20 protein-coding genes are annotated in these 19,381 nt (G+C 68.6%); 11 read left to right on the top strand and 9 right to left on the bottom strand.

Going from position 1 to position 19,381, the window contains the following annotated elements:
* Positions 1 to 12 precede the first annotated feature (12 nt).
* Positions 13 to 1,191, bottom strand: a complete 1,179-nt coding sequence (locus ACWCOV_RS24475; RefSeq protein WP_449831618.1) for a hypothetical protein — start codon at positions 1,189 to 1,191, stop codon at positions 13 to 15.
* A 60-nt stretch (positions 1,192 to 1,251) separates the two neighbouring features.
* Positions 1,252 to 2,250, bottom strand: a complete 999-nt coding sequence (locus ACWCOV_RS24470) for a LacI family DNA-binding transcriptional regulator (RefSeq protein WP_449831617.1) — start codon at positions 2,248 to 2,250, stop codon at positions 1,252 to 1,254.
* 172 nt (positions 2,251 to 2,422) lie between these two features.
* Here ACWCOV_RS24470 and ACWCOV_RS24465 point away from each other — a divergent pair, with 172 nt between their 5' ends.
* From ACWCOV_RS24465 to ACWCOV_RS24450, 4 genes are read left to right on the top strand one after another with little or no spacing between them, the layout of a single operon-like run.
* Positions 2,423 to 4,291: a glycoside hydrolase family 127 protein gene (locus ACWCOV_RS24465; RefSeq protein ID WP_449831616.1), complete on the top strand. Its 1,869-nt coding sequence runs from the start codon at positions 2,423 to 2,425 to the stop codon at positions 4,289 to 4,291.
* A gap of 2 nt (positions 4,292 to 4,293) precedes the next feature.
* Positions 4,294 to 5,604 carry an extracellular solute-binding protein gene (locus ACWCOV_RS24460; RefSeq protein ID WP_449831615.1) on the top strand — a complete coding sequence of 437 codons (1,311 nt, stop codon included), beginning with the start codon at positions 4,294 to 4,296 and terminating at the stop codon, positions 5,602 to 5,604.
* Positions 5,601 to 6,554 (top strand): carbohydrate ABC transporter permease, encoded by a 954-nt coding sequence (locus tag ACWCOV_RS24455; protein WP_449831614.1) that lies wholly within the window; start codon positions 5,601 to 5,603, stop codon positions 6,552 to 6,554. The genes ACWCOV_RS24460 and ACWCOV_RS24455 overlap by 4 nt, the downstream gene beginning before the upstream one ends.
* Positions 6,555 to 6,557: 3 nt before the next feature.
* Positions 6,558 to 7,388, top strand: a complete 831-nt coding sequence (locus tag ACWCOV_RS24450) for a carbohydrate ABC transporter permease (RefSeq protein ID WP_449831613.1) — start codon at positions 6,558 to 6,560, stop codon at positions 7,386 to 7,388.
* A 234-nt stretch (positions 7,389 to 7,622) separates the two neighbouring features.
* Here the strand turns inward: ACWCOV_RS24450 and ACWCOV_RS24445 are convergent, their stop codons facing one another.
* Positions 7,623 to 8,051 (bottom strand): SRPBCC family protein, encoded by a 429-nt coding sequence (locus ACWCOV_RS24445; protein ID WP_449831612.1) that lies wholly within the window; start codon positions 8,049 to 8,051, stop codon positions 7,623 to 7,625.
* A gap of 255 nt (positions 8,052 to 8,306) precedes the next feature.
* Complete coding sequence (locus ACWCOV_RS24440; protein WP_449831611.1) at positions 8,307 to 9,497, bottom strand: erythromycin esterase family protein; 1,191 nt, start codon at positions 9,495 to 9,497, stop codon at positions 8,307 to 8,309.
* 130 nt (positions 9,498 to 9,627) lie between these two features.
* On the opposite strand from ACWCOV_RS24440, the gene ACWCOV_RS24435 reads away from it, so the two are divergent.
* Complete coding sequence (locus tag ACWCOV_RS24435) at positions 9,628 to 10,569, top strand: GNAT family N-acetyltransferase (protein ID WP_449831610.1); 942 nt, start codon at positions 9,628 to 9,630, stop codon at positions 10,567 to 10,569.
* Positions 10,570 to 10,926: 357 nt separating this feature from the next.
* A complete protein-coding gene (gene ppgK, locus ACWCOV_RS24430; protein ID WP_449831609.1) occupies positions 10,927 to 11,679 on the top strand; it encodes a polyphosphate--glucose phosphotransferase in 753 nt (250 codons plus the stop codon).
* Between the two features lie 102 nt (positions 11,680 to 11,781).
* Here the strand turns inward: ppgK and ACWCOV_RS24425 are convergent, their stop codons facing one another.
* From ACWCOV_RS24425 to ACWCOV_RS24415, 3 genes are all read right to left on the bottom strand, one after another.
* A complete protein-coding gene (locus tag ACWCOV_RS24425; protein WP_449831608.1) occupies positions 11,782 to 12,300 on the bottom strand; it encodes an NUDIX domain-containing protein in 519 nt (172 codons plus the stop codon).
* 369 nt (positions 12,301 to 12,669) lie between these two features.
* The gene (locus ACWCOV_RS24420; protein WP_449831607.1) at positions 12,670 to 13,878 is read right to left on the bottom strand and encodes a TerC family protein; all 1,209 of its coding nucleotides are present in this window, start codon (positions 13,876 to 13,878) and stop codon (positions 12,670 to 12,672) included.
* Positions 13,879 to 13,947: 69 nt separating this feature from the next.
* Complete coding sequence (locus ACWCOV_RS24415; RefSeq protein ID WP_449831606.1) at positions 13,948 to 14,511, bottom strand: helix-turn-helix domain-containing protein; 564 nt, start codon at positions 14,509 to 14,511, stop codon at positions 13,948 to 13,950.
* A 39-nt stretch (positions 14,512 to 14,550) separates the two neighbouring features.
* Here ACWCOV_RS24415 and ACWCOV_RS24410 point away from each other — a divergent pair, with 39 nt between their 5' ends.
* Positions 14,551 to 15,075 carry an arsinothricin resistance N-acetyltransferase ArsN1 family B gene (locus tag ACWCOV_RS24410; protein ID WP_449831605.1) on the top strand — a complete coding sequence of 175 codons (525 nt, stop codon included), beginning with the start codon at positions 14,551 to 14,553 and terminating at the stop codon, positions 15,073 to 15,075.
* Here ACWCOV_RS24410 and ACWCOV_RS24405 read toward each other — a convergent pair.
* Positions 15,072 to 15,650: a M15 family metallopeptidase gene (locus ACWCOV_RS24405; RefSeq protein WP_449831604.1), complete on the bottom strand. Its 579-nt coding sequence runs from the start codon at positions 15,648 to 15,650 to the stop codon at positions 15,072 to 15,074. The genes ACWCOV_RS24410 and ACWCOV_RS24405 overlap by 4 nt on opposite strands.
* Before the next feature lie 86 nt (positions 15,651 to 15,736).
* Between ACWCOV_RS24405 and ACWCOV_RS24400 the strand changes: the two genes are divergently transcribed.
* From ACWCOV_RS24400 to ACWCOV_RS24385, 4 genes are all read left to right on the top strand, one after another.
* Entirely contained in the window at positions 15,737 to 16,399 is a 663-nt protein-coding gene (locus ACWCOV_RS24400; RefSeq protein ID WP_449831603.1) for a response regulator transcription factor, read from the top strand.
* Positions 16,396 to 17,484, top strand: a complete 1,089-nt coding sequence (locus ACWCOV_RS24395; RefSeq protein WP_449831602.1) for a sensor histidine kinase — start codon at positions 16,396 to 16,398, stop codon at positions 17,482 to 17,484. The genes ACWCOV_RS24400 and ACWCOV_RS24395 overlap by 4 nt, the downstream gene beginning before the upstream one ends.
* Before the next feature lie 48 nt (positions 17,485 to 17,532).
* Positions 17,533 to 17,910 carry an N-acetyltransferase family protein gene (locus tag ACWCOV_RS24390; protein ID WP_449831698.1) on the top strand — a complete coding sequence of 126 codons (378 nt, stop codon included), beginning with the start codon at positions 17,533 to 17,535 and terminating at the stop codon, positions 17,908 to 17,910.
* A gap of 97 nt (positions 17,911 to 18,007) precedes the next feature.
* Positions 18,008 to 18,829, top strand: coding sequence for an alpha/beta fold hydrolase (locus ACWCOV_RS24385; protein ID WP_449831601.1), 822 nt, complete (start codon positions 18,008 to 18,010; stop codon positions 18,827 to 18,829).
* Here the strand turns inward: ACWCOV_RS24385 and ACWCOV_RS24380 are convergent.
* Positions 18,819 to 19,361, bottom strand: a complete 543-nt coding sequence (locus ACWCOV_RS24380; RefSeq protein ID WP_449831600.1) for a M23 family metallopeptidase — start codon at positions 19,359 to 19,361, stop codon at positions 18,819 to 18,821. The two genes, ACWCOV_RS24385 and ACWCOV_RS24380, sit on opposite strands and share 11 nt — an antisense overlap.
* Between the last annotated feature and the right edge of the window lie 20 nt (positions 19,362 to 19,381).

The following is a 19,381-nucleotide window of genomic DNA, read 5'->3' as shown; positions in this document are numbered from 1 at the left end:
CCACCCTAGAGGTCAGTGCCGCCGTCGCCGGCGGCGCCGCAGCCAGGCGGCGGCCCACAGGAGCAGCGCCGGCAACCAGATCAGCAGCAACCAGGGAACCCGCCACCAGCTGGAGCCGCCGGTCAGCTCGGGTTGGTCGCCGCCCACCAGTGGGCGTGCGGAGAGGGACCAGGCCAGGAACGCGTCGCCGATCGGCAGTTGGCCGAAGGCGTAACGCTTGGTCTTCAGGCCGCTGATCGGGAGGCCCAGCAGGTCGCCTTTCCGGGCGAGCCGGTCGGCGAGTGGATCGTGCGCAACCCGGGCCGCGGCCATCGTGACCACGGTCGCGGACAGGCTGATCCCGAGAATCAGCGGGCCGGAGTCCACATCGCCCGGCCCACCGACGCCCTTCGGGTACTCGCGAACCCCGAGGCCGGTGACGAACCTGTCCCGGAAGATCTCGTACTGCGCCCGCGCGAACGCCGGATCGATCTCGACCAGGAACCGCTGGATCATGCTCTGCGACGTGGCTCGCGCACCGACCATCGATGGCTCGACCTGGTGCGGCAGCAGCCCGGTCGCCGGGTCGAGTTCGGTCTTCGCCGCGGCGAGCCAGCGTTCGATGGTCGAGCCGAACCGCGGTGCGACGAGTACGTCGTACGCGCTCAGCGACGCGATCGCGACCGTCGAGTCGACCGGCCAGGCCTGGCCCGGGTAGGCCGGCAGGAACGGTGTCTTCGCGGTCCGGAACGCGGTCGCGAGCTCCACCGAGGCGCGGGTGAACTCGTCGATCTCGGCTGCGTCGGCGTGCCTGAGCGCGATGACGCCGGCGCGCAGGTAGTTCGTCCAGCCGGCGTGGAAGACGCCGTACTTCGGTCGCAGCGAGGCGTCGAAGACGGCGGTCCCGTCCGGGGATTCCAGCCGTTCGAGAGCCCAGCGGGCCTCGCTCGCCGCGTCGACCGACCGTGCAGGATCGGCGAGGCCGACTTGGACCCAGGTCAGCCCGTAGAGCGCGTTGAGGAAGAAGTAGCCCTCCGGGAACTGCTGTTGCGCGGCATGGTCGGCGCCGCCCTCGATCTCGGCCCGCAGGAACGCGAGCTGCTTGACCACTCCGCCGGTGGGATCGGTCCGGGGCAGCACCAGGCGCGCGGTGCCCACCCCCGCCACCAGCGTGGCGATCACCGCGAGGCCGATCAGGAGCTTGCGCAGCACCCGGTGAATCTACCGATGCCAGGCGGACAATGGCGGTCCGCCGAGCGACCATCTGGTGACTCAGGTGCCGAGCGTCGACTCCCGGGTCACCAGTCGGGTCGGCAGCGCCATCACCCCGGGATGCGCCGAGCCCGCGATCGCGTCCAGCAGGAGATTGGCGGTACGGCGGCCGAGCTCCTCCAACTCGAGATCGACAGTCGTCAGCGGCGGCCGGCTGGCGAGCGCCATCACCGACCAGTTGTCGTAGCCCGTGACCGCGATGTCGTCGGGAACGGACCGGCCGAGCTCGCGGAGCCGGTCGCACACCCCGCGGGCGATCTGGTCGCTACCGCACGAGATCGCGTCCACGTCGGCCGACGTACGCAGCAGAACATCGACGGCGTGCCGGCCCCAGCGTTCGCTCCACTCGCCGTGCAGCGGCTCGCCGACCAGCGCGTCTCCCGCGGTCTTGACGGTTGCCGCGGCCCGGACCTCGGCGCTGTGGTGGGACGACGGCCCGGTGATGTGCGCGATCCGCCGCCGGCCGAGGCTGAGCAGGTGCTGCACAGTCGACGCGGCGCCGCCGTCGTCGTCCACGATCACCGACGTGTCGGCCGGATCGGTGGACGGGCTGAAGGCGTAGACGACCGGAATCGGCACGTCGATCGGCACGCGCGGTTCGGTCCGCCGCCCGGTCACGATGATGCCGTCCACCCTGCGGGACACCAGCGAGCGCAGGTAGTGCTGCTCGCGCAACGGGTCGTCGCGGGTGTCGCAGAGCAGCAGGCCCATCTCGCCCGCGCTGAGCGCGTCCTCGGCGCCGAGCATGATCGGGATGCTGAACCGCCCGGAGCTGTCGGTGGTGATCAGACCGACCGTGAAGCTGCGCCCGGACGACAGCGCCCGGCCGCGGCTGTCCGGCGTGAATCCGAGCTGCTCGGCGGCTCGCCGTACCCGCTCTCTGGTTTCTTCGCGGAGCTGGCCGGTGTCGTTCAGCGCCTTGGACGCGGTGCTCGTGGACACGCCTGCCAACGCGGCCACATCGGTGATCCGGGGCAGCGAGGGGCCACGTGACGCCATCCGGCAACTCCTTTCCGAACTTTCCGGAAACAGTACAGCACGAATCCCGGCTTGTCCGGATTTCGCCAGTCCCGAGGGGTTGACCAGGCCGTCCCGCATCTCTAGCTTCGTCAGGAAAACGTGTTCTGGATTTTCCGCGTTCCTTTCCGTGACCCCCTCAGGAGCTTCCCCTATGAGTGCTTCCCCGGACGCAGTCACCACCTCCCGGAGTCCCGCCGCGAGCACGCGCGGCCGCTGGCAGCCGCTCGGCCTCGGCCAGGCCACGATCACCGGCGGCTTCTGGGCGCCGCGCCAGGCCCGCAACGGCGAGAGCGCGATCCCGAGCGGCCAGGACCAGCTCGAGACGGCCGGCAACCTGCAGAACTTCCGGCTCGCCGCGGGTATCGGCGAGGGCGAGGCGATCGGCCCGGTATTCGCCGACTCCGACGTCTACAAGTGGCTCGAGGCCGCCGCGTGGGAGTACGGCCGCAACCCGAGCGAGGACCTGCTCAAGCGCCAGCGCGAGCTCACCGCGATCGTCGCCGCCGCCCAGCGCGAGGACGGTTACCTCGACTCCGTCGTCCAGCTCCGGTACGGCGACGAGGGCCGCTACAAGCAACTCGTCTGGAGCCACGAGCACTACTGCGCCGGTCACCTGATCCAGGCAGCGGTCGCGCAAGTCCGCTGCACCGGCGACCGCGAGCTGCTCGACGTCGCGACCAAGGTCGCCGACCACCTGGTCGCCACCTTCGGCGACGGGGAGGGGCAGACCGTCGACGTCGACGGTCACCCGGTGATCGAGATGGCGCTCGTCGAGTTGTATCGAGAAACCGGTACGGCGGCCTACCTCGACCTGGCCAAGTGGTTCGTCGAGGCCCGCGGCCACGGGATCATCAAGCAGCACGGCCACGAGCCGACGTACTTCTCCGACCGGCTCCCGGTCCGCGAGGCGACCACGGTGGAAGGGCACGCGGTCCGCGCCGTCTACCTCGCGGCCGGCGCCGCGGACGTGGCGCTCGAGACCGGTGACACCGACCTGCTCGACGCGCTGAAGCGGCAGTTCGAGCACATGTGGTCGACGAAGACCTACGTCACCGGCGGCCTCGGCGCCCGCTGGGAGGGCGAGGCGTTCGGCGACGAGTACGAGCTGCCGACGGACCGTGCGTACGCCGAGACCTGCGCGGCGATCGGCGGCATCCAATGGGCCTGGCGGATGCTGCTCGCCACAGGCGAGGCGTCGTACGGCGATGCCATCGAGCGGATGCTCTACAACGGCTTCCTCGCCGGCGTCTCGCTGAAGGGGACCGAGTACTTCTACGTCAACCCACTGCAGCTGCGCGGCGGCGCGCATCCCGACAACAGCCGCAGCCCGGCGCACGGCCGGCGCGGCTGGTTCGACTGCGCGTGCTGCCCGCCGAACATCATGCGCACCCTGGCCAGCCTCGACGGCTACCTGGCCAGCACCAGCGACGGCGTCGTGCAGATCCACCAGTACGCCGCCGGGACTTTGACTGTGGGCGATGTGACTCTGACGGTGGAGACGGCCTATCCCTGGGATGGTGCTGTCCGCATCACGGCCAACGCGCCTGCTGTCGTCGAGCTGCGCATCCCCGCCTGGGCCGAGGGTGCGACTGTCAACGGGAAGCCTGCCGAGGCGGGCACCTACGCTCGCGTCGAAGCTCAGGAGATCGATCTGCAGTTGCCGCTGGCAACTCGGGTGATCGGGGCGGATCCGCGCGTCGACGCCGTACGGGGGTGTGTCGCGCTGGAACGCGGGCCGCTGGTCTATGCGGTCGAGCAGGTCGACAACGCGGCCGATGTCGACGATCTCCACCTGTTGCCCGAGGCATCGGTTGTCGCGCGTCACGACGACGGTCTGCTGGACGGCGTGACCGTGCTGACGACCCGTGGACGGATCGGCACCGGTCACCAGGCCGGCTGGCCGTTCACGGGGACTGCTCAGGACGCGACCGGGGACGAGGTCGACGTGGTCGCGGTGCCGTACTACGCCTGGGCGAACCGCGAGATCGGCGCCATGCGCGTCTGGCTGCCCAGGGCCTGATCATGCTGACCCGGCGGAAGTTCCTTGGTCTCACGGCCGCGGCGACCGCGGCCGGCGCCGTGCCGGGGTGCAGCTCCGTCCTGCCCGAACCCGACGTCCAGGCGGCGGGTTTCGGGCAGGACGCCATCGGCACCGTGCAGGTCTGGTGCCGGGCCGCCACCCAAACCGGTCTGACCGACCTGGTGAAGAAGTTCAACGCGTCCCAGGACCGGCTCACCGTCGAGCTGACCCCGGTGCTCGACGCCCAGTACGTGACCAAGCTGGCGACCGCGATCCGCGGCCGGGAGGTGCCGGACCTGGTCGACATCGACGACATCAACTCGATGCTGTTCATCTACCGCGACGCGTTCACCGACCTGACCGAACCCCTGCAGGCATTGGACTACCGGGACAAGCTCAGCCCGGGCCACCTGCGGCTGGCGACGAAGGACGACCGGGTGTACGGCGTTCCTTACCTGGCCGACAACTCGATGTTCTGGTTCAACACCGAGCTGTGCGACAAGGCGGATGTCGACCCGGACGAGGCGATCAAGTCCTTCGACAACCTGCTCGACGCGGCGCGGAAGCTGCGGAAGCTGGGCGACGACATCTACGCGTGGAGCTTCCCGGCGAACAGCCCGGGCGCTCTCGGCTTCGTCGTACAGCCGATGATCTGGGCCGCCGACACCGACCTGATCAAAGGCTCGATCGGCGAGCAGTCCGGCGACATCGTCGGGAACGACGTGGTGCAGCAGATGCTCGAACTGCACCGGCAGCTGTGGGTGGACGGGCTGGTGCCGCGGGCGAACTTCTCCGACGACGCGTCCCGGTGGGGCAGCGACTTCCGGGCCGGCAAGATCGGCATCTTCCCGTCCAACTACAGCGTGGTCGTGTCCGCGTCCGACGAGGCCTTCCACAAGAAGGTGGCTCCTCGATTGCTGTCCGGCCCGGACGGCGGGGCGGCGTTCTTCGACGGCGGCGACAACATGTGTATCCCGCGGGGTGCCCGCAACGCGTCCGGCGCCTGGGAGTTCGTCCGGTTCGCGCTGGACCTGCCGCAGCAGGTCGAGCTGCCGGCCGGCGGCTACACGCCGGTCCGGTCGGACGCCCGGACCCCCGAGTTCGCGGAGAAGTTCCCGCTCGCGACGCTGCCGCTGGAGCGGATCTCGGAGGGCTACGCGCCGACCACGCTGTCCTACAACCTGCTCTACAACCAGCCGGACGGCCCGTGGCTGCAGATGTTCCGCCGGGCAGTGTTCGACGGCGAGCTGGAGGCCGCCATGAAGGAAGCCCAAAGCAACTTCGATCGCATCTTGGCCCAGGGGCAGGCATGAGTACGGCACTTCGGAGCTCGCATCGGCTCGACCCCGGCGCCCGCAAAGCCAGCGCCGCCGCTCGTCGGCGGGTCGGGCAGGGGTCGCTGACTCATCCATCCCGGACCGGGCTGCTGCTGGTGGCGCCCGCCGTACTGTTCGTCGCTGTCTTCGTCCTGGTCCCGCTCGGGTTCGCGCTGGTGATCTCGCTGACGAACTGGCCGCTGATCGGCACGGTGAAGTTCAGTGGCGTGAAGAACTACACCGCGATCGTCTCCGACGCCGCGTTCGCGAAGTCGGTCCTCTACACCTTGCTGTACACGGTCATCGTGACCGGTCCGATCCTGGTGCTCGGCTACGCGCTCGCGGTCCTGGTACGGCGCAAGCGGCGCGGCTCCACGTTGTTGCGGACGATCTTCTTCTTGCCGTTCGTCGTCGGCCTGTCCACGCTGAGCTTCGTCACCGTCCTCGAGGCCCAGCCGGACAGCGGCGCGATCAACATCGTGCTCCGCACCCTCGGCATCACCGACGGCACCACGGCCTGGCTGGTGGACGGGCCGCTCGCGACCGGACTCATCTGCGTGCTGGTGATTTGGGGTGTCTCCGGGCTGACCATGATGCTGCTGATGGCCGGCATGCAGGCGATCCCGCGCGAGTTCTACGAGTCGTCCGAGCTGGACGGGGCCACCTGGTGGCAGCAGGAGCGGGAGATCACCATCCCGGTGCTGCGCCGGACGATCGCGATGGCAGTCATCATCTCGGTGGTCGGCTCGCTGCTCGCGTTCACCCAGTTCTACATCCTGACCCGCGGCGGTCCGGGCACGGACACCACGACCGTCGTCCAGTACATCTACAACCGCGCCTTCGTCCAGCTCCAGCTCGGCGCCGCGACCGCGCTGTCCATCGTGCTGGTGGTGGTGGTCGGCCTTGTGACCGCCTTCCAGTTCTGGCTGCTCCGCGAGAGGGACTGACCGATGAGGCTGAAGAACGTTCTGTACGTCGTCGGCGGTGGCGGCGCCTTCCTCGTGTTCGCCGTACCGTTGCTGTGGGCACTCTTCCGCTCGGTGCAGCCGAACGACGTGATCGTCGCGGCGCCGGACCGGTCCACCTTCTTCCACCTGACGCTGGACAACTTCCGGACGCTGATCGAGGGGCCGGGCAACCTGATCCGGGCCGTTGGCAACAGTCTTGCTGTCGCTTTGAGCACGGCTGCGCTGACCGCCGTACTGGCGACTCTTGCGGGTTATGGCTTCGCGCGGTTCCGGTTCCGGAGTGGGCCGTTGCTGTTCGCGCTGGTGGTGGTGTCGATGATGATCCCGTTCCAGGCGATCCTGACGCCGCTGTACCTGGAGATGAACGTGCTCCGGCTGACCGACAGCCTGCTCGGGCTGGTGCTCTTCTACACCACGGTCAACCTCCCGTTCGGCGTCTTCGTGATGCGAAACTCCTTCGCGTCGGTCCCGGTCGAGCTCGAGGACTCCGCCCATGTGGACGGCTGCGGCACCCTCCGGATGATCGGCTCTGTCCTTCGACCCTTGGTAACCCCCGGCGCTGCCACCGTCGCGTTGTATGCGTTCCTGGCCGCGTGGACCGAGTTCCTGGGCGCCCTCACCTTCCTTACCAAAGACGAGCTCTACACCCTCCCGGTCGCCCTGGTAAACGTCCAGGCCGGCGCCTACGGCGAGGTGAACTTCGGCTCGCTGGTCGCGGGCTCGGTCATAGCCATGATCCCGTGCGTGGTCCTGTACGTGGCCCTCCAACGCTTCTACGTATCAGGCCTAGCCTCTGGCGCCGTGAAGGGTTGATTTTCCCCACGCACCCGCTACGCCCGCTCCTTCGTCGCGTGCTCGCCGATCGCTCCCACCCGCCCTTGGTCTGCGCGCTGCCGCGCGCGTTTGCGGGCCTTCGACCGAGGCGGGGTTGGGGGCGACGGCGAGCCCTTGAACGACTCCTGTGCGTTGGGGTGCTGTGGTTAGTCTCCCGCGCCCTCGACCGAGGCGTGGTGGAAAGCCAACCGTCCAACGGGCCCCGAGTTCGGTCTACGTGGTTGAGGCTTCGGCGGCTTTCTTGATCGAGGTGGCTTCCGTTTCGACGTACTGCTTGGTCAGGGATCGCGTCATCAGCCAGCCGATTCGGGCCAGCGGACCGGACACGGTCAACGCGAGGGTCAGCCGGCTCCCGCCGGGATGCGGCTCGACGACGTGCGCGGCGGTGACGGTGACACCGGTTGAGCGCGACTCCCAGGTATACGACGACCCTTCCGCCAGCTCGGTGACCGTCCAGACCGCAGTAGGCAGCCGCGGTTGCGACAACCGAGTTCGGGATCCGACGGTCAGCGGTCCGTCATCGAGACGCTCTACGGCCTCGACCGTCGGAATCCGCTCGGGCCAGCGCTCGACGTCGACCACCACCGCCCAAACCCGCTCGGGCGACGCCGCGATAGTCACGCTGTGCTGCAGCCCAACCATGCGCCGAGTGTACGACGGCAGCCGGCGAGATCTGCGACGCGCGGACCGGCAGGCGACACCTTCATTGCGCGCTCGGCCGACCACGCAAACCCACGCGCATCCTGGCCGCCAAGAAGCCCGGCACTGCCATGCCGCTGTCTAGCGCGGGCACGCAGGCGAGCACCCGCAGACGCGCGCGTCCGCATGGCGTCGTCGTACCGGCACCGTCGTACCGCGGCGCTCTGCGTGCACTTCGGCTGCTGTCCTCACTCACACCTAGCTCCGGCGAGTCTCCTTCACGAAGACGATGCCGTCGGTGTTGGTGAGGTGTGCGGGGTCTAGTGGGGAGTAGCCGTACCAAGGGGAGACGCGTGGGACGAGGGTCAGGTCGGCTAGTTGGTGGGGGTCGAGGAGGTAGGTGTCTTCCGGGAGGGGGTAGAGGAGGCCTTCGATGGTGTTGGGGGGTGGGGTGTCGACGCCTTGGTGGGGGATCGTGCCTAAGGCTGTGGCCAGAAAGGCGTAGCCGGTTCCGAGGTGGGCGCTGAGGATTGCGCCGGCGCTCCACCATTCCGGGATCTGGTCGCCCAGTCGCATCGAGCTCTTGTTGCGTTGGAGGTGGCCGTTGTGGGCGCTGACGAGGGCCGGGCCTCGGTCCGCGATGGCGAGCAGGTTGGCGGCCATCATCGAGTCTCGTACGGCGAGCAGCCACGCCAGGCGGCTCGGGGACGTGTCGGCCATCCAGTGGTGGTAGCGCAGCAGGCCTGTGGCGGTACGCGCGTACAGGAGAGCCCGCTCCCATTCGTCCGGTGCGGACACCGCGATCAGCTGCGGTGCCTGCGCGTCGAGCAGCGCGGCCAGGTCGTCGGCGAGCAGCCGGAGCTCTTTGGCTTCGGGGGTCTGCCCGATGGACTGGGAGGGGTCCAGCATCGCGCCAGGGTTGGTCCATTGGTCGTCGGCGCCGAGCAGGTGGTCGAAGGCTTCCGCCGTACAGGGGAGGAGGTCGGCGTCACCCCAAGCGGCGAGGTAGGCGTGGAGTGCGGTGAGTGACTGTCGTGGGCTCGCTGCGGCGGTGATCTCTAGCGGGCCATCGAAGCCGGCGAACCGCAGTTGCTCGGCCGCGGGCCGCCCGTCGTTGTACGCGCGCATCCACTTCACCAGCTCGCGGTTCCCCGGGAAGGCGCCCCACTCGTGGCTGAACCCCCGCGCCATAACGTCGTCGAGCGTGCCTTCACCCGAGCTGAGGTAGTCGTCCACAACCAGGCCCATCAGGCAGTCGCTCTCGAGCGCGAACGTCCGATAGCCCTCCTGTTCGACGAGCTGCCGAAACAGCTCGTTCCGCAGGTTAAGCAGAACTTCCTCGCCATGTGTCGGCTCGCCCAAGCCCAGCAGCCGCGGCTTGTCTGGCAGCAACTCCATGACGGTGGCAGAGTCGACGATGTTGGCGGCCTGTTCGATCCCAGCAGTCATACCTTCAACGGTATCGTTGAACTATTCGATGAAGACTTGCCGTCGGCGTCCGCGCAGCAGCCGAGGTGAAACCCTCAACACCGAGTGAATCCGGAAGTGGTACGTCCGGAATGCGGCCTAGCATCTGGCCATGGATCAAGAGTTCAGCGGAGAGGTCTTCGAGTGGCGCGGTCCGGCGCCGTACTACTTCGTCTCCGTGCCGGAGCAGGAAGGTGTCGCGCTGCGGGCCGCGGCCTCAGCCGCCAGCTACGGCTGGGGGATGCTCCCGATCCGCGCTCGGATCGGCAGCACCGAGTGGAAGACCTCGCTCTGGCCGAAGGACGGTAGGTATCTGCTCCCGTTGAAGGACGCCGTACGCAAGCCTGCAGGTCTGGAAGCGGGCGACGCGGTGGACGTCCGGCTCACCTTCGACGCGCTGCCGCGGAAGCAGAAGCGGCCGCCGGCCAAGCGCGTGCCCGTTCCTCGTACGGCGGGTTCGCGGGAGCCGGTCACCGCCGAGCAGCTCACGATCGTTCCGGCCAATCAGGCGGCGTGGGAGGACCTGCAGGCGATCTTCGGGACGGCCGGCGACACCGCGCGGTGCTGGTGCCAGCGCTTTCGGATGCTGCCCAAGGAGTCCTGGGCGTCCGAGGGTCCCGAAGAGCTCGCCGCCCGGCTCCGCGACCAGACCGCCTGCGGAAACCGCAAGGCACAACAGACGAGCGGCCTGGTGGCGTACCTCGACGGCGAGCCCGGCGGCTGGTGCGCCGTCGCGCCGCGACCGGACCACCCGAGACTCCTCCGCGACTACCGCGTCCCCTGGCTGGGCCGTAACGAGGACAAGACCGACCCCACGATCTGGGCTGTGACCTGCTTCGTCACCCGCGCCGGCTACCGCCGCCGAGGCATCGGCCGCGCGCTGGCCCAAGCCACCGTCGCCTTCGCCCGCGATCACGGCGCCACCGCCGTAGAAGGCTACCCAGACTTCGTCGACGGCGGCTCCGTCGGCACCCCCACCATGTTCACAGCCGCCGGCTTCACCGAGGTAAGCCGCCCCGGCAACCGCCGAGCCGTCATGCGAATCGACTTCTAGGAGCCGAGGGGTCTGCGGGCTGGGCACCCTCCCTGGTGACCACACTCGCACGCTGTCATCGATCACCTCGTACAAGACCCCGACAGCCATCGATGTGCAACCGAAAGACCAGGCTCAGCCGGGCTGTAGGCCGCAGACGGATGACCAGCGAATCGCTGCTTGTGGTACCAAAGCGCGGAGGCGCCGGACGAGAATGATTCCGCGAGCATCGCTGACGGTGTCCGACGCGCGTGGCAGGCTGGCGTGCATGTGTGGTCGATATGCGTTGGTGGCCGGCCGTGCCGATCTGCTCGACGCCGGAGCGGACGCTGACCCGGTGCGGCAACTGCGGACGAGGGGAGAGATCAGGTGCCCAGGATGAGGACGTCGACCGCTTTCGGGGTCGACATCGGCGGCAGCGGGATCAAGGGCGCCATCGTCGACCTGGAGAAGGGTGACCTGGCCACGGAGCGGGTGAAGTACCTGACGCCCAACCCGTCCACCCCGGAGCCCGTCGCCGCGGTCGTGGCCCGGCTGGTCAAGGAGGCCGGCTGGACCGGTGACCTGGGTGTGACGTTCCCGGCCGTCATCAAGAACGGCGTGGCCAGGAGCGCCGCGAACGTCGACAAGAGCTGGATCGGGACCGACGTCGACAAGGTCCTCACCGACATCACCCACTGCGACGTGACCGTGCTCAACGATGCCGACGCGGCCGGGATCGCCGAGGCCCGGTTCGGCGCGGCCCAAGGCGTCGACGGCGTGGTCATCATGCTCACCTTCGGCACCGGCATCGGCAGCGCGCTGCTGCTCGACGGCCAGCTCGTGCCCAACACCGAGCTCGGTCACCTCGAGCTGGACGGGTACGACGCGGAGACGAAGGCATCCTCGGCGGCGAAGGACAACGAGGGCTTGTCGTACAAACAGTGGGCCAAGCGAGTGCAGCGATACCTTCGGCACGTGGAGAACCTGTTCACCCCCGACCTGTTCGTGGTCGGCGGCGGGGTCAGCAAGCACGCCGACAAGTGGGTGCCGCTGCTCGAGATCTCCACCCCGGTGAAGCCGGCTCAGCTGCTCAACAACGCCGGCATCGTCGGCGCGGCGATGGCCGCGCACGAGAAGTTCACCGACTAGGACGACTACACCCCGGTACGGCGGCGGCTCGCCCGCCGTACCGCTGGCGTCCGCCGCCGGTAGCTCCGAGAGGAGCTGCGGCGGCAGTCAGCCGAAGAGAGATCACAGGCCGAGCGGCACTGGCGTGCCTGGGATGTCACCGGCGATCAGAGCCGCCAGCGGTGTGGCGATGTCACGAGGTGAGAACAGGTCGGTTCCGCCGTACTCGGCGATGTCTCCGTGCCGCCACCATCGCATCTCGCTGATGTGCTCGGCGGCGAGGTCGTCATCGGACAGCGCACCGCGGGGGTCAAAGCGCGTGGTGCGGACGAGGAAGTAGTCGTTGACCAGCCCGTCGTACCCGTCCGCACGGCTGGGAGCGACGACCTCCTGGTGCCAGACGTGGGGCGGGTCGGCGTCAATGACAAGCCCCGTCTCCTCATGCAGCTCCCGGCGAAGTGCCGCCAGTGGCAGTTCACCGGGTTCGATGCCGCCGCCGGGGGCCGCCCAGACGCCCGTTGCGCCCGTCGGTACGGCTGGATGCGGAGAGCTGAAGCGGCACAGCAGGACACGGTCATCATCGGCCAGGATGACCGCCCGGACGGCACGTCTAAGCCTGAGCGTGGCAGGCGTCTCGTTCATGCAGAGATCCTCAGTGCGCAGGGCGCGTTTGACCAAACGGGCTCGGCTACGGGGCGGGCAGCTGTTGGGCCAGCTCGGGAAGCCAGCACTGCTCCTTCTCGACGGCCAGCGCGTACTCCGCGGCGCTCGGTAGCCGCACGAGCATGTCGTCTCCAAGGTGTCGTCGAACTCCCGCACATCGCCAGACAGGTGATCCCGCCTCAGCATGTGACCAGGGCGCTTGGGTCGGTGATGTCGATGGGCTCTGTCGGCACGCCCTGGGTTAGTAGCTCCGTCAGGAGGTGGCCTACCTCCACGGATGAATCTCAGGGGGCGCGATTCCCGAGAGCCGGGCAAGTGACAGCTGGCCCCAGGTGACCGCAGTTGTTGTTACAGGCTGGGGCGGATTTCGTGTTCGGAGTGGGCGGCGGCGTGGGATTCGGCGGCTCGGCGGCAGAGGTCCATGAGGTCGGACTCGTTCTTGACCTGCTGGCGGGCTTCGGGGCCCAGGGCGATGATGTGGTCGCGGGCGGCCAGGAGGCGGAGGAAGATTCGTTCGCGTTCGCCGGCGTCCAGGGTGTACTCGGCGTCCAGGTAGGCGGCGGCGTCGCGGCGGATGTGGGCCATGGCGGTCTGGGTTCGGCCGCGGGTGCTGAGCAGCGAGGCCAGGACGGTGATCACCAGGACGGCCATGATCACCACGAGGGAGAGACCGGTGCTGATCTCGGCCACGTCGACGTGCTCGCCGCCGTTGACGAACGGCAGGTTGTTCTCGTGCAGGGCGTGCAGGATCAGCTTGGCGCCGATGAAGGCGAGAATCGCGGCCAGGCCGAAGGACAGGTAGATCAGCCGGTCCAGCAGGCCGTCGAGGAGGAAGTACAGCTGACGGAGGCCGAGCAGGCTGAACGCGGTCGCGGTGAACACGATGAACACGTTCTGGGTCAGGCCGAAGATCGCCGGGATCGAGTCCAGCGCGAACATCAGGTCGGTGCCGCCGATCGCGGCCATCACCAGCACCATCGGCGTCATCAGCCGGCGCCCGTCGATCGTGGTGACGAGCCGGTCGCCGTCGAAGTCCTCGCTGGTGCGGAAGAACCGCCGGGCCAGCCGGACGACGATGTTCTGCGCCGAGTGCGACTCCTCGGTCTCGGGTTTCAGCATGTTGCCCGCGGTCAGGAGCAGGGCGATGCCGAACAGGTAGAACACCCACGAGAACGTGTTCAGCAGCGCCGAGCCGAGGAAGATGAACCCGGCCCGGGCGATCAGCGAGAACACGATGCCGAACAGCAGCACCTTCTGCTGGTTCTCCCGCGGCACCCGGAAGCTGGTCATGATGATCAGGAACACGAACAGGTTGTCGACCGACAACGCCTTCTCGGTGATGTACCCGGCGAAGTACTCCGAGCCCATCGCCGTACCGCCGAGGACGAGGCAGCCGAGGCCGAACAGCAGCGCGATCCCGACGTACACCGCGGACCAGATCGCCGCCTCACGCAGCGTCGGCACGTGCGCGGAGCGGACGTGGAAGAAGTAGTCGAACGCGAGCAGAGCGAGGATCCCGGCCAGCGTCAGGACCCACACCAGCGGTGACACCGTCATCGTTCCTCCGTACGGCGCGGGGCATTGGAGTCACCCAATCACGCCGGACCCGCCGCTGTCCCTCAGCAACTACGAACGGCCCTTGACCAGGGCGACCAGGTAGCGGCAGGGCGTGTCGGCAGGGTTGTGGAACGTGGTGGGCGACGGTGGGCCGAGCTGGAGGCAGTCGCCGGTGTGGAGGTCGTGGACGACGGGGCCTTCGTGGAAGCGGAGGTGACCATCGAGGATCCACAGTTGCTGGTACTTGAAGATGTAGGCGTCGGCCGGGTACGAGACCGAGGCGCCCGGTGGGAGCTCGACCTCGACGAGTTCCAGCGGGCCGTCGGTGACCGGCGAGACCGCGCGCCGCAGGTAGCCCGTGGCCGGGTCGGTCCACACCGGCTGGTCGGCGTGGCGGCGGAGGAGGTCGCCGGTCGTCTCGGCGCGGGCGACCAGTTCGGACAGGGTCATCCCGAGCGCACCGGACAGCCGGCCGAGCAGGACCGCGGTCGGCTGCGCCTCACCGCGCTCGATCTTGCCGATCATCGCCCGGGACACCCCGGAACGCTCGGCGAGCGCGTTCACGGACAGGTCCTGCGCGACCCGGGCAGCCTGCACCGTTGCCGCGAGCGAGGCGGACAGTTGATCCAACATGGTTGCCACTATAGCGGCAAGTGTGGCTACTATCGTGGCATGGCAAAAGTCAGAGACGCCTCTCCGCTGGACGGCGAGGCCTGCGCGGCGATCTACGCGCCGTACGTCACCGACACCGCGATCACCTTCGAGATCGAGCCGCCGTCCGCTGCCGAGATGGCTCAGCGGATCGCCGACGCCCAGGCCACGCACGCCTGGCTGGTGCTCGAGGACGACGACGGCCGAGTGGTCGGCTACGCGTACGCGGGTCAGATGAAGCCACGGGCGGCGTACCGCTGGTCCTGCGAGGTGAGCGTCTACCTCGAGCCCGGCCGGCGCCGGACCGGTGGCGGGCGGGCCCTCTACGAGGCGTTGTTCGAGCGGCTGGCCGAGCGCGGCTTCCGTACGGCGATCGCCGGTATGACGCTCCCGAACGACGCCAGCGTGGGCCTGCACACCGCACTCGGCTTCGAGGAGATCGGCACGTACCGCCGGATCGGGTGGAAGCTCGACGCCTGGCACGACGTGCACTGGCGGCAGCGTCCACTCGCCGTACTGCCGGACCCGCCGGAGGAGACGCGCTAGCTCATCGGAGGGCACTTGCCGCCCGGCTCGGTGACCAGCTCGAAGTGCCACATCTCGTTGGCCAGGGTCTGGCACAGGCCGAACCGGGCCCCCTTGCGGATCAGCCAGTCGTCGGCGTCCGTCGGGCCGATGTCGACCGCGTCGCCGGTCACGTGGTGCGACTCCTCAGGCGTGGAGACGTATTCCAGCGCCTTCTTCTTGCTGCCGTACTTGACGATCGCGCGGTCGAGCAGCTCCTGCTGGTACTTCTTGCTCCGCCAGCCGGTGTTCACGTTCATCGTGATGCCGTCCTTCCGCATCGCCGTCTCGGCCTGCTGGACGGCCGTCAGCAGATCCGGGTCGAGCTTGGCGATGCCGGGCAGCTCGGTGTCGAAGGCCGACGTCTTCTCCGGGAGTACGCCGTCCGCCGGGCCGGCCGGCCCCGAGGACGACGCGTACTCCGACGGGGGCGGCTCGCTCTCTGCGTTGACCGACGTACAGGCCGCGACGGCGAAACTGGTTGCCGCGGCGACGATCGCCAGGGCGCTCAGTGCCGTCATTCGGCGTTCGCGTTTGACCAGGTGATCGGTGAGCATGGCAACAGTTCATCCGGGCGCAGGTTGCCGGAGCGTCTGCGTTTGCGGATACGTTTTCGATACGTCCGGCCTGGTTCAATGGGTGTATGCGGGTGCTGGTCGTCGAGGACGAGGTGTATCTCGCCGAGGCGATCCGGGCCGGGCTACGCCTGGAGGCGATCGCGGCCGACCTGGCCTTCGACGGTCACGCCGCGCTGGAGGCGGTCGCCGTCAACGCGTACGACGTGGTGGTGCTCGACCGCGACATCCCCGGGCCCAGCGGCGACGAGGTGTGCCGGCAGATCGTTGCGCAGGGCATCGGAAGCCGGGTGCTGATGCTGACCGCGGCCGGCGACCTGGACGACAAGGTGACCGGGTTCGAGCTCGGCGCCGACGACTACCTGACCAAACCGTTCGAGCTGCGCGAGCTCGTCGTACGCCTGCGGGCCCTGGTACGGCGACCTGCCGCGGCAACCCCCACGGTCGTCGAGTACGCCGGGGTCCGGCTGGATCCGTATCGGCGGGAGGTCTACCGGTTCGGGCACTACGTGAAGCTCACCCGGAAGCAGTTCGCCGTGCTGGAGGTGCTGATGGCCGCGCGTGGCGGGGTGATCAGCGCGGAAACGCTGCTGGAGAAGGCATGGGACGAGAACGCGGACCCGTTCAGCAACGCGGTCCGGATCACGATCTCCGCGCTGCGCAAGCGGCTGGGTGATCCGTGGGTGATCCACACCGTGTCCGGGGTCGGTTACCGGATCGGCGAACCGTGAGCGAGCCGCTGATCACGTGGCGACCCCGCCTGACGGTGCGGTTGCGGCTGACGCTCAGCTACGCGGGGCTGCTGGTCGTCTCCGGTGCTGTGCTCTCGTGCATCCTGTGGGCCGTGATGCGGATCGTGCCGAACTATCCGCTGACCGCGGCGAACCCTCGCGACCAAGGAGCGGTGCCGACCCGGGGCGAGATCCTCGACCTGATCGTGAAGCTGTCGGGGTGGGCGTTGCTCTTCCTGGCGATCGTCGGGCTGGCCGGCGGGTGGTTCCTGGCCGGGCGAATGCTTCGGCCGCTGCAGGAGATCACGGCGGCGGCGCAGAAGGCTGCTCGGGGTTCGCTGGATCATCGGATCGGGCTGACCGGGATCCGGGACGAGTTCACCGATCTGTCCGACACGTTCGACGCGATGCTGGACCGGTTGCAGGCGTCGTTCGACCAGTATCGGCGGTTTGCGGCGAACGCGTCTCATGAGTTGCGGACGCCGCATGCGGTGATGAAGACGATGCTCGACGTGGCGCAGGCCGATCCGGACAACCAGGACGTGCCTGAACTGGTGAAACGTCTTGCCGAGACCAATCAGCGGGGGATCGACATTGTCGAGGCGTTGCTCAGTTTGTCCGCGTTGAGCAACCGGACGGTGGAGTTGGATCCGGTCGATCTCGCCGCGGTCGCTCGGCAGGCGCTGCCGGTGCTCGAGACGGAGGCTGCTGCGGCTGGCGTCGTACTGCGGTCTTCGCTTGAGGAGACCGTTGTTGAGGGCAACGACGTGCTGCTGCACCAGGTGGTGACGAATCTGGTGCAGAACGGGATTCGGCACAACGTGGATCGTGGGGGAGTTGTCGCGGTCACGGTGGGTGCTGGGCGGCTCGTCGTACGCAACACCGGGGTGGTGCTGGACGCGGCGCAGGTGGCGACGTTTGTGGAGCCGTTCGCGAAGGATCGGTACGGCGTTGGGCACGGGCTGGGGCTGGCGTTGGTCGCGCGGATCGTCGAGGCGCATCACGGGAAGCTCGAGTTGCTGGCGAACCCGGACGGCGGGCTCACTGCCACGGTCACCCTGCCGGAGGCTGACCTGGTGGGGTGAGCTAATGGGTGACCTGGTTCCTCGTCGGGCTTCCCGTCGTACCAGGAGATCATCCGGGACACCTTCTTCGCCCGCGGTGGTCCGGAGGCTCATCTGGTGGCCGAGTACGACGGCAAGGTGGTCGGGTATGTGCGGATGCAGGACAAGTACAACTTCCCGGAAGGCGAAGGCGTGCTCGCGATCAACGGCATCGCTGTCGCCGTGGAAGCCCGCGGCCAAGGCGTAGCCACCGCCCTCCTCGAAGCCGCCACCGCCGAAGCCCGCCGCCGCGGCGCCCGCAAGATCAGCCTCCACGTCCACGCCACCAACACCGTCGCACGCCGCCTGTACGAACGACACGGCTACGTGGTGGAGGGCACCCACACACGCGAATTCCTCATCGAAGGCGCCTACATAGACGCACTCACCATGGCCAAACTGCTCTAACTTCCCACGCGTACTACGCAGCCGATCCCCCGTCGCGCCCGCTACGCACGCTCCCACCCACCCGGTTCGGAACCCTAGCCGGTGCGAGGATCCACCTATGCCTAGGTTTACTGCGCCTGACGGGATCGAGTTGGCTTATCGCCGGGTGGGGGAGGGGGAGCCCTTGGTTTGTGTGCCTGGGGGGATGTTGGGGAGCGCTTATCTGCGGGAGTTGGGTGGGCTGTCGGAGCACCGGCAGTTGGTGATGGTGGATCTTCGGGGGACTGGGGAGTCGGGTGGGGCGTACTGGCGGTGTGATCGGTTGGTGGGGGATTTGGAGGCGTTGCGGGGGCACCTCGGGGTGGAGAAGGTGACGCTGTTGGGGCATTCGGCCGGGGCGAGCTTGGTGACGTTGTATGCGGCGGCCTACCCGGAGCGGGTGGAGAAGTTGGTGCTGGCTACGCCGGGGACGCGGTCGGTGGGGATCGAGGTGACGGCGGAGCGGCGGCGGGCTGTGCTCGAGCGGCGGAAGGGTGAGGCCTGGTATCCGCGGGTGTCGGCCGCGTTCGAGGCGATTCAGACCGGGGCGGGCAGCGACTGGGCCGCGTTGAATCCGATGGCGTACGCGCGGTGGGACGCCGAGGCGCAGGCCCAGCAGGTGCTGGAGGACGGGCTGGCCAACTACGAGGCGCTCGGGATCTTCAACTCGCCGGAGGCGTTTGATCCTGCCGCGACTCGCGCCGCGCTGGGCAAGGTCGAAGCCCCGGCCTTGGTGGTGGCCGGGGCGCTCGACTGGAGTACTGACACGGTCGCGGCAGAGGAGTTCGCCAGGGCGTTCCTCAAGGCGCAGTACGTCGTGCTGCGGGGCGTCGCGCATCATCCGTGGCTGGATGACGCCGAGGCCTTCGTTACGGCGGTTGCCCAGTTCCTTACGGGTTGACGCCGTGGTCGCGGAGCCAGGGCTCCGGGTCGATCTGGACGTCGCCGCCGCGGAGGACCTCGAAGTGGACGTGCGGGCCGGTGGTGTTGCCGCTCATGCCGATGGCGCCGACCTGCTCGCCGGCGGAGACCATGTCGCCGACCGAGACGTCGAACTCGGACATGTGGCCGTACGACGTGACCGTGCCGTCGGAGTGCCGGACCTTCACCTGGCGGCCGTAGGCGCCGGCGTACGAGGCCTGGATGACCTCGCCGGCCATCACCGAGCGGACCGGCGTGCCGATGGGGGCGGCGAAGTCGAGGCCGGTGTGGTTCCGGGCCCAGCGGCCGCCGGCCTGGCCGAAGTGCGCGGTCAGGCGGTAGCCGGTGGTCGGCAGGACGACCTTGCTGACGTTCGCCTTCGCGGCGGCCTTGGCCTTGGCGATCGCGGCGGCCTTCGCGGCCGCCAGCGCCCGAGCCTGGGCGGCGGCCTTCTTCGCGGCGGCTGCCTTGGCGGCGGCGCGGCCGGGAGAAGGCGTACGCCGCCAGTGCACTGGTCAGCAGGGACCCGGCG

The organism is Kribbella sp. NPDC002412 (genome assembly GCF_053592935.1).
This window is presented reverse-complemented; position numbering and strand designations above follow the sequence as displayed.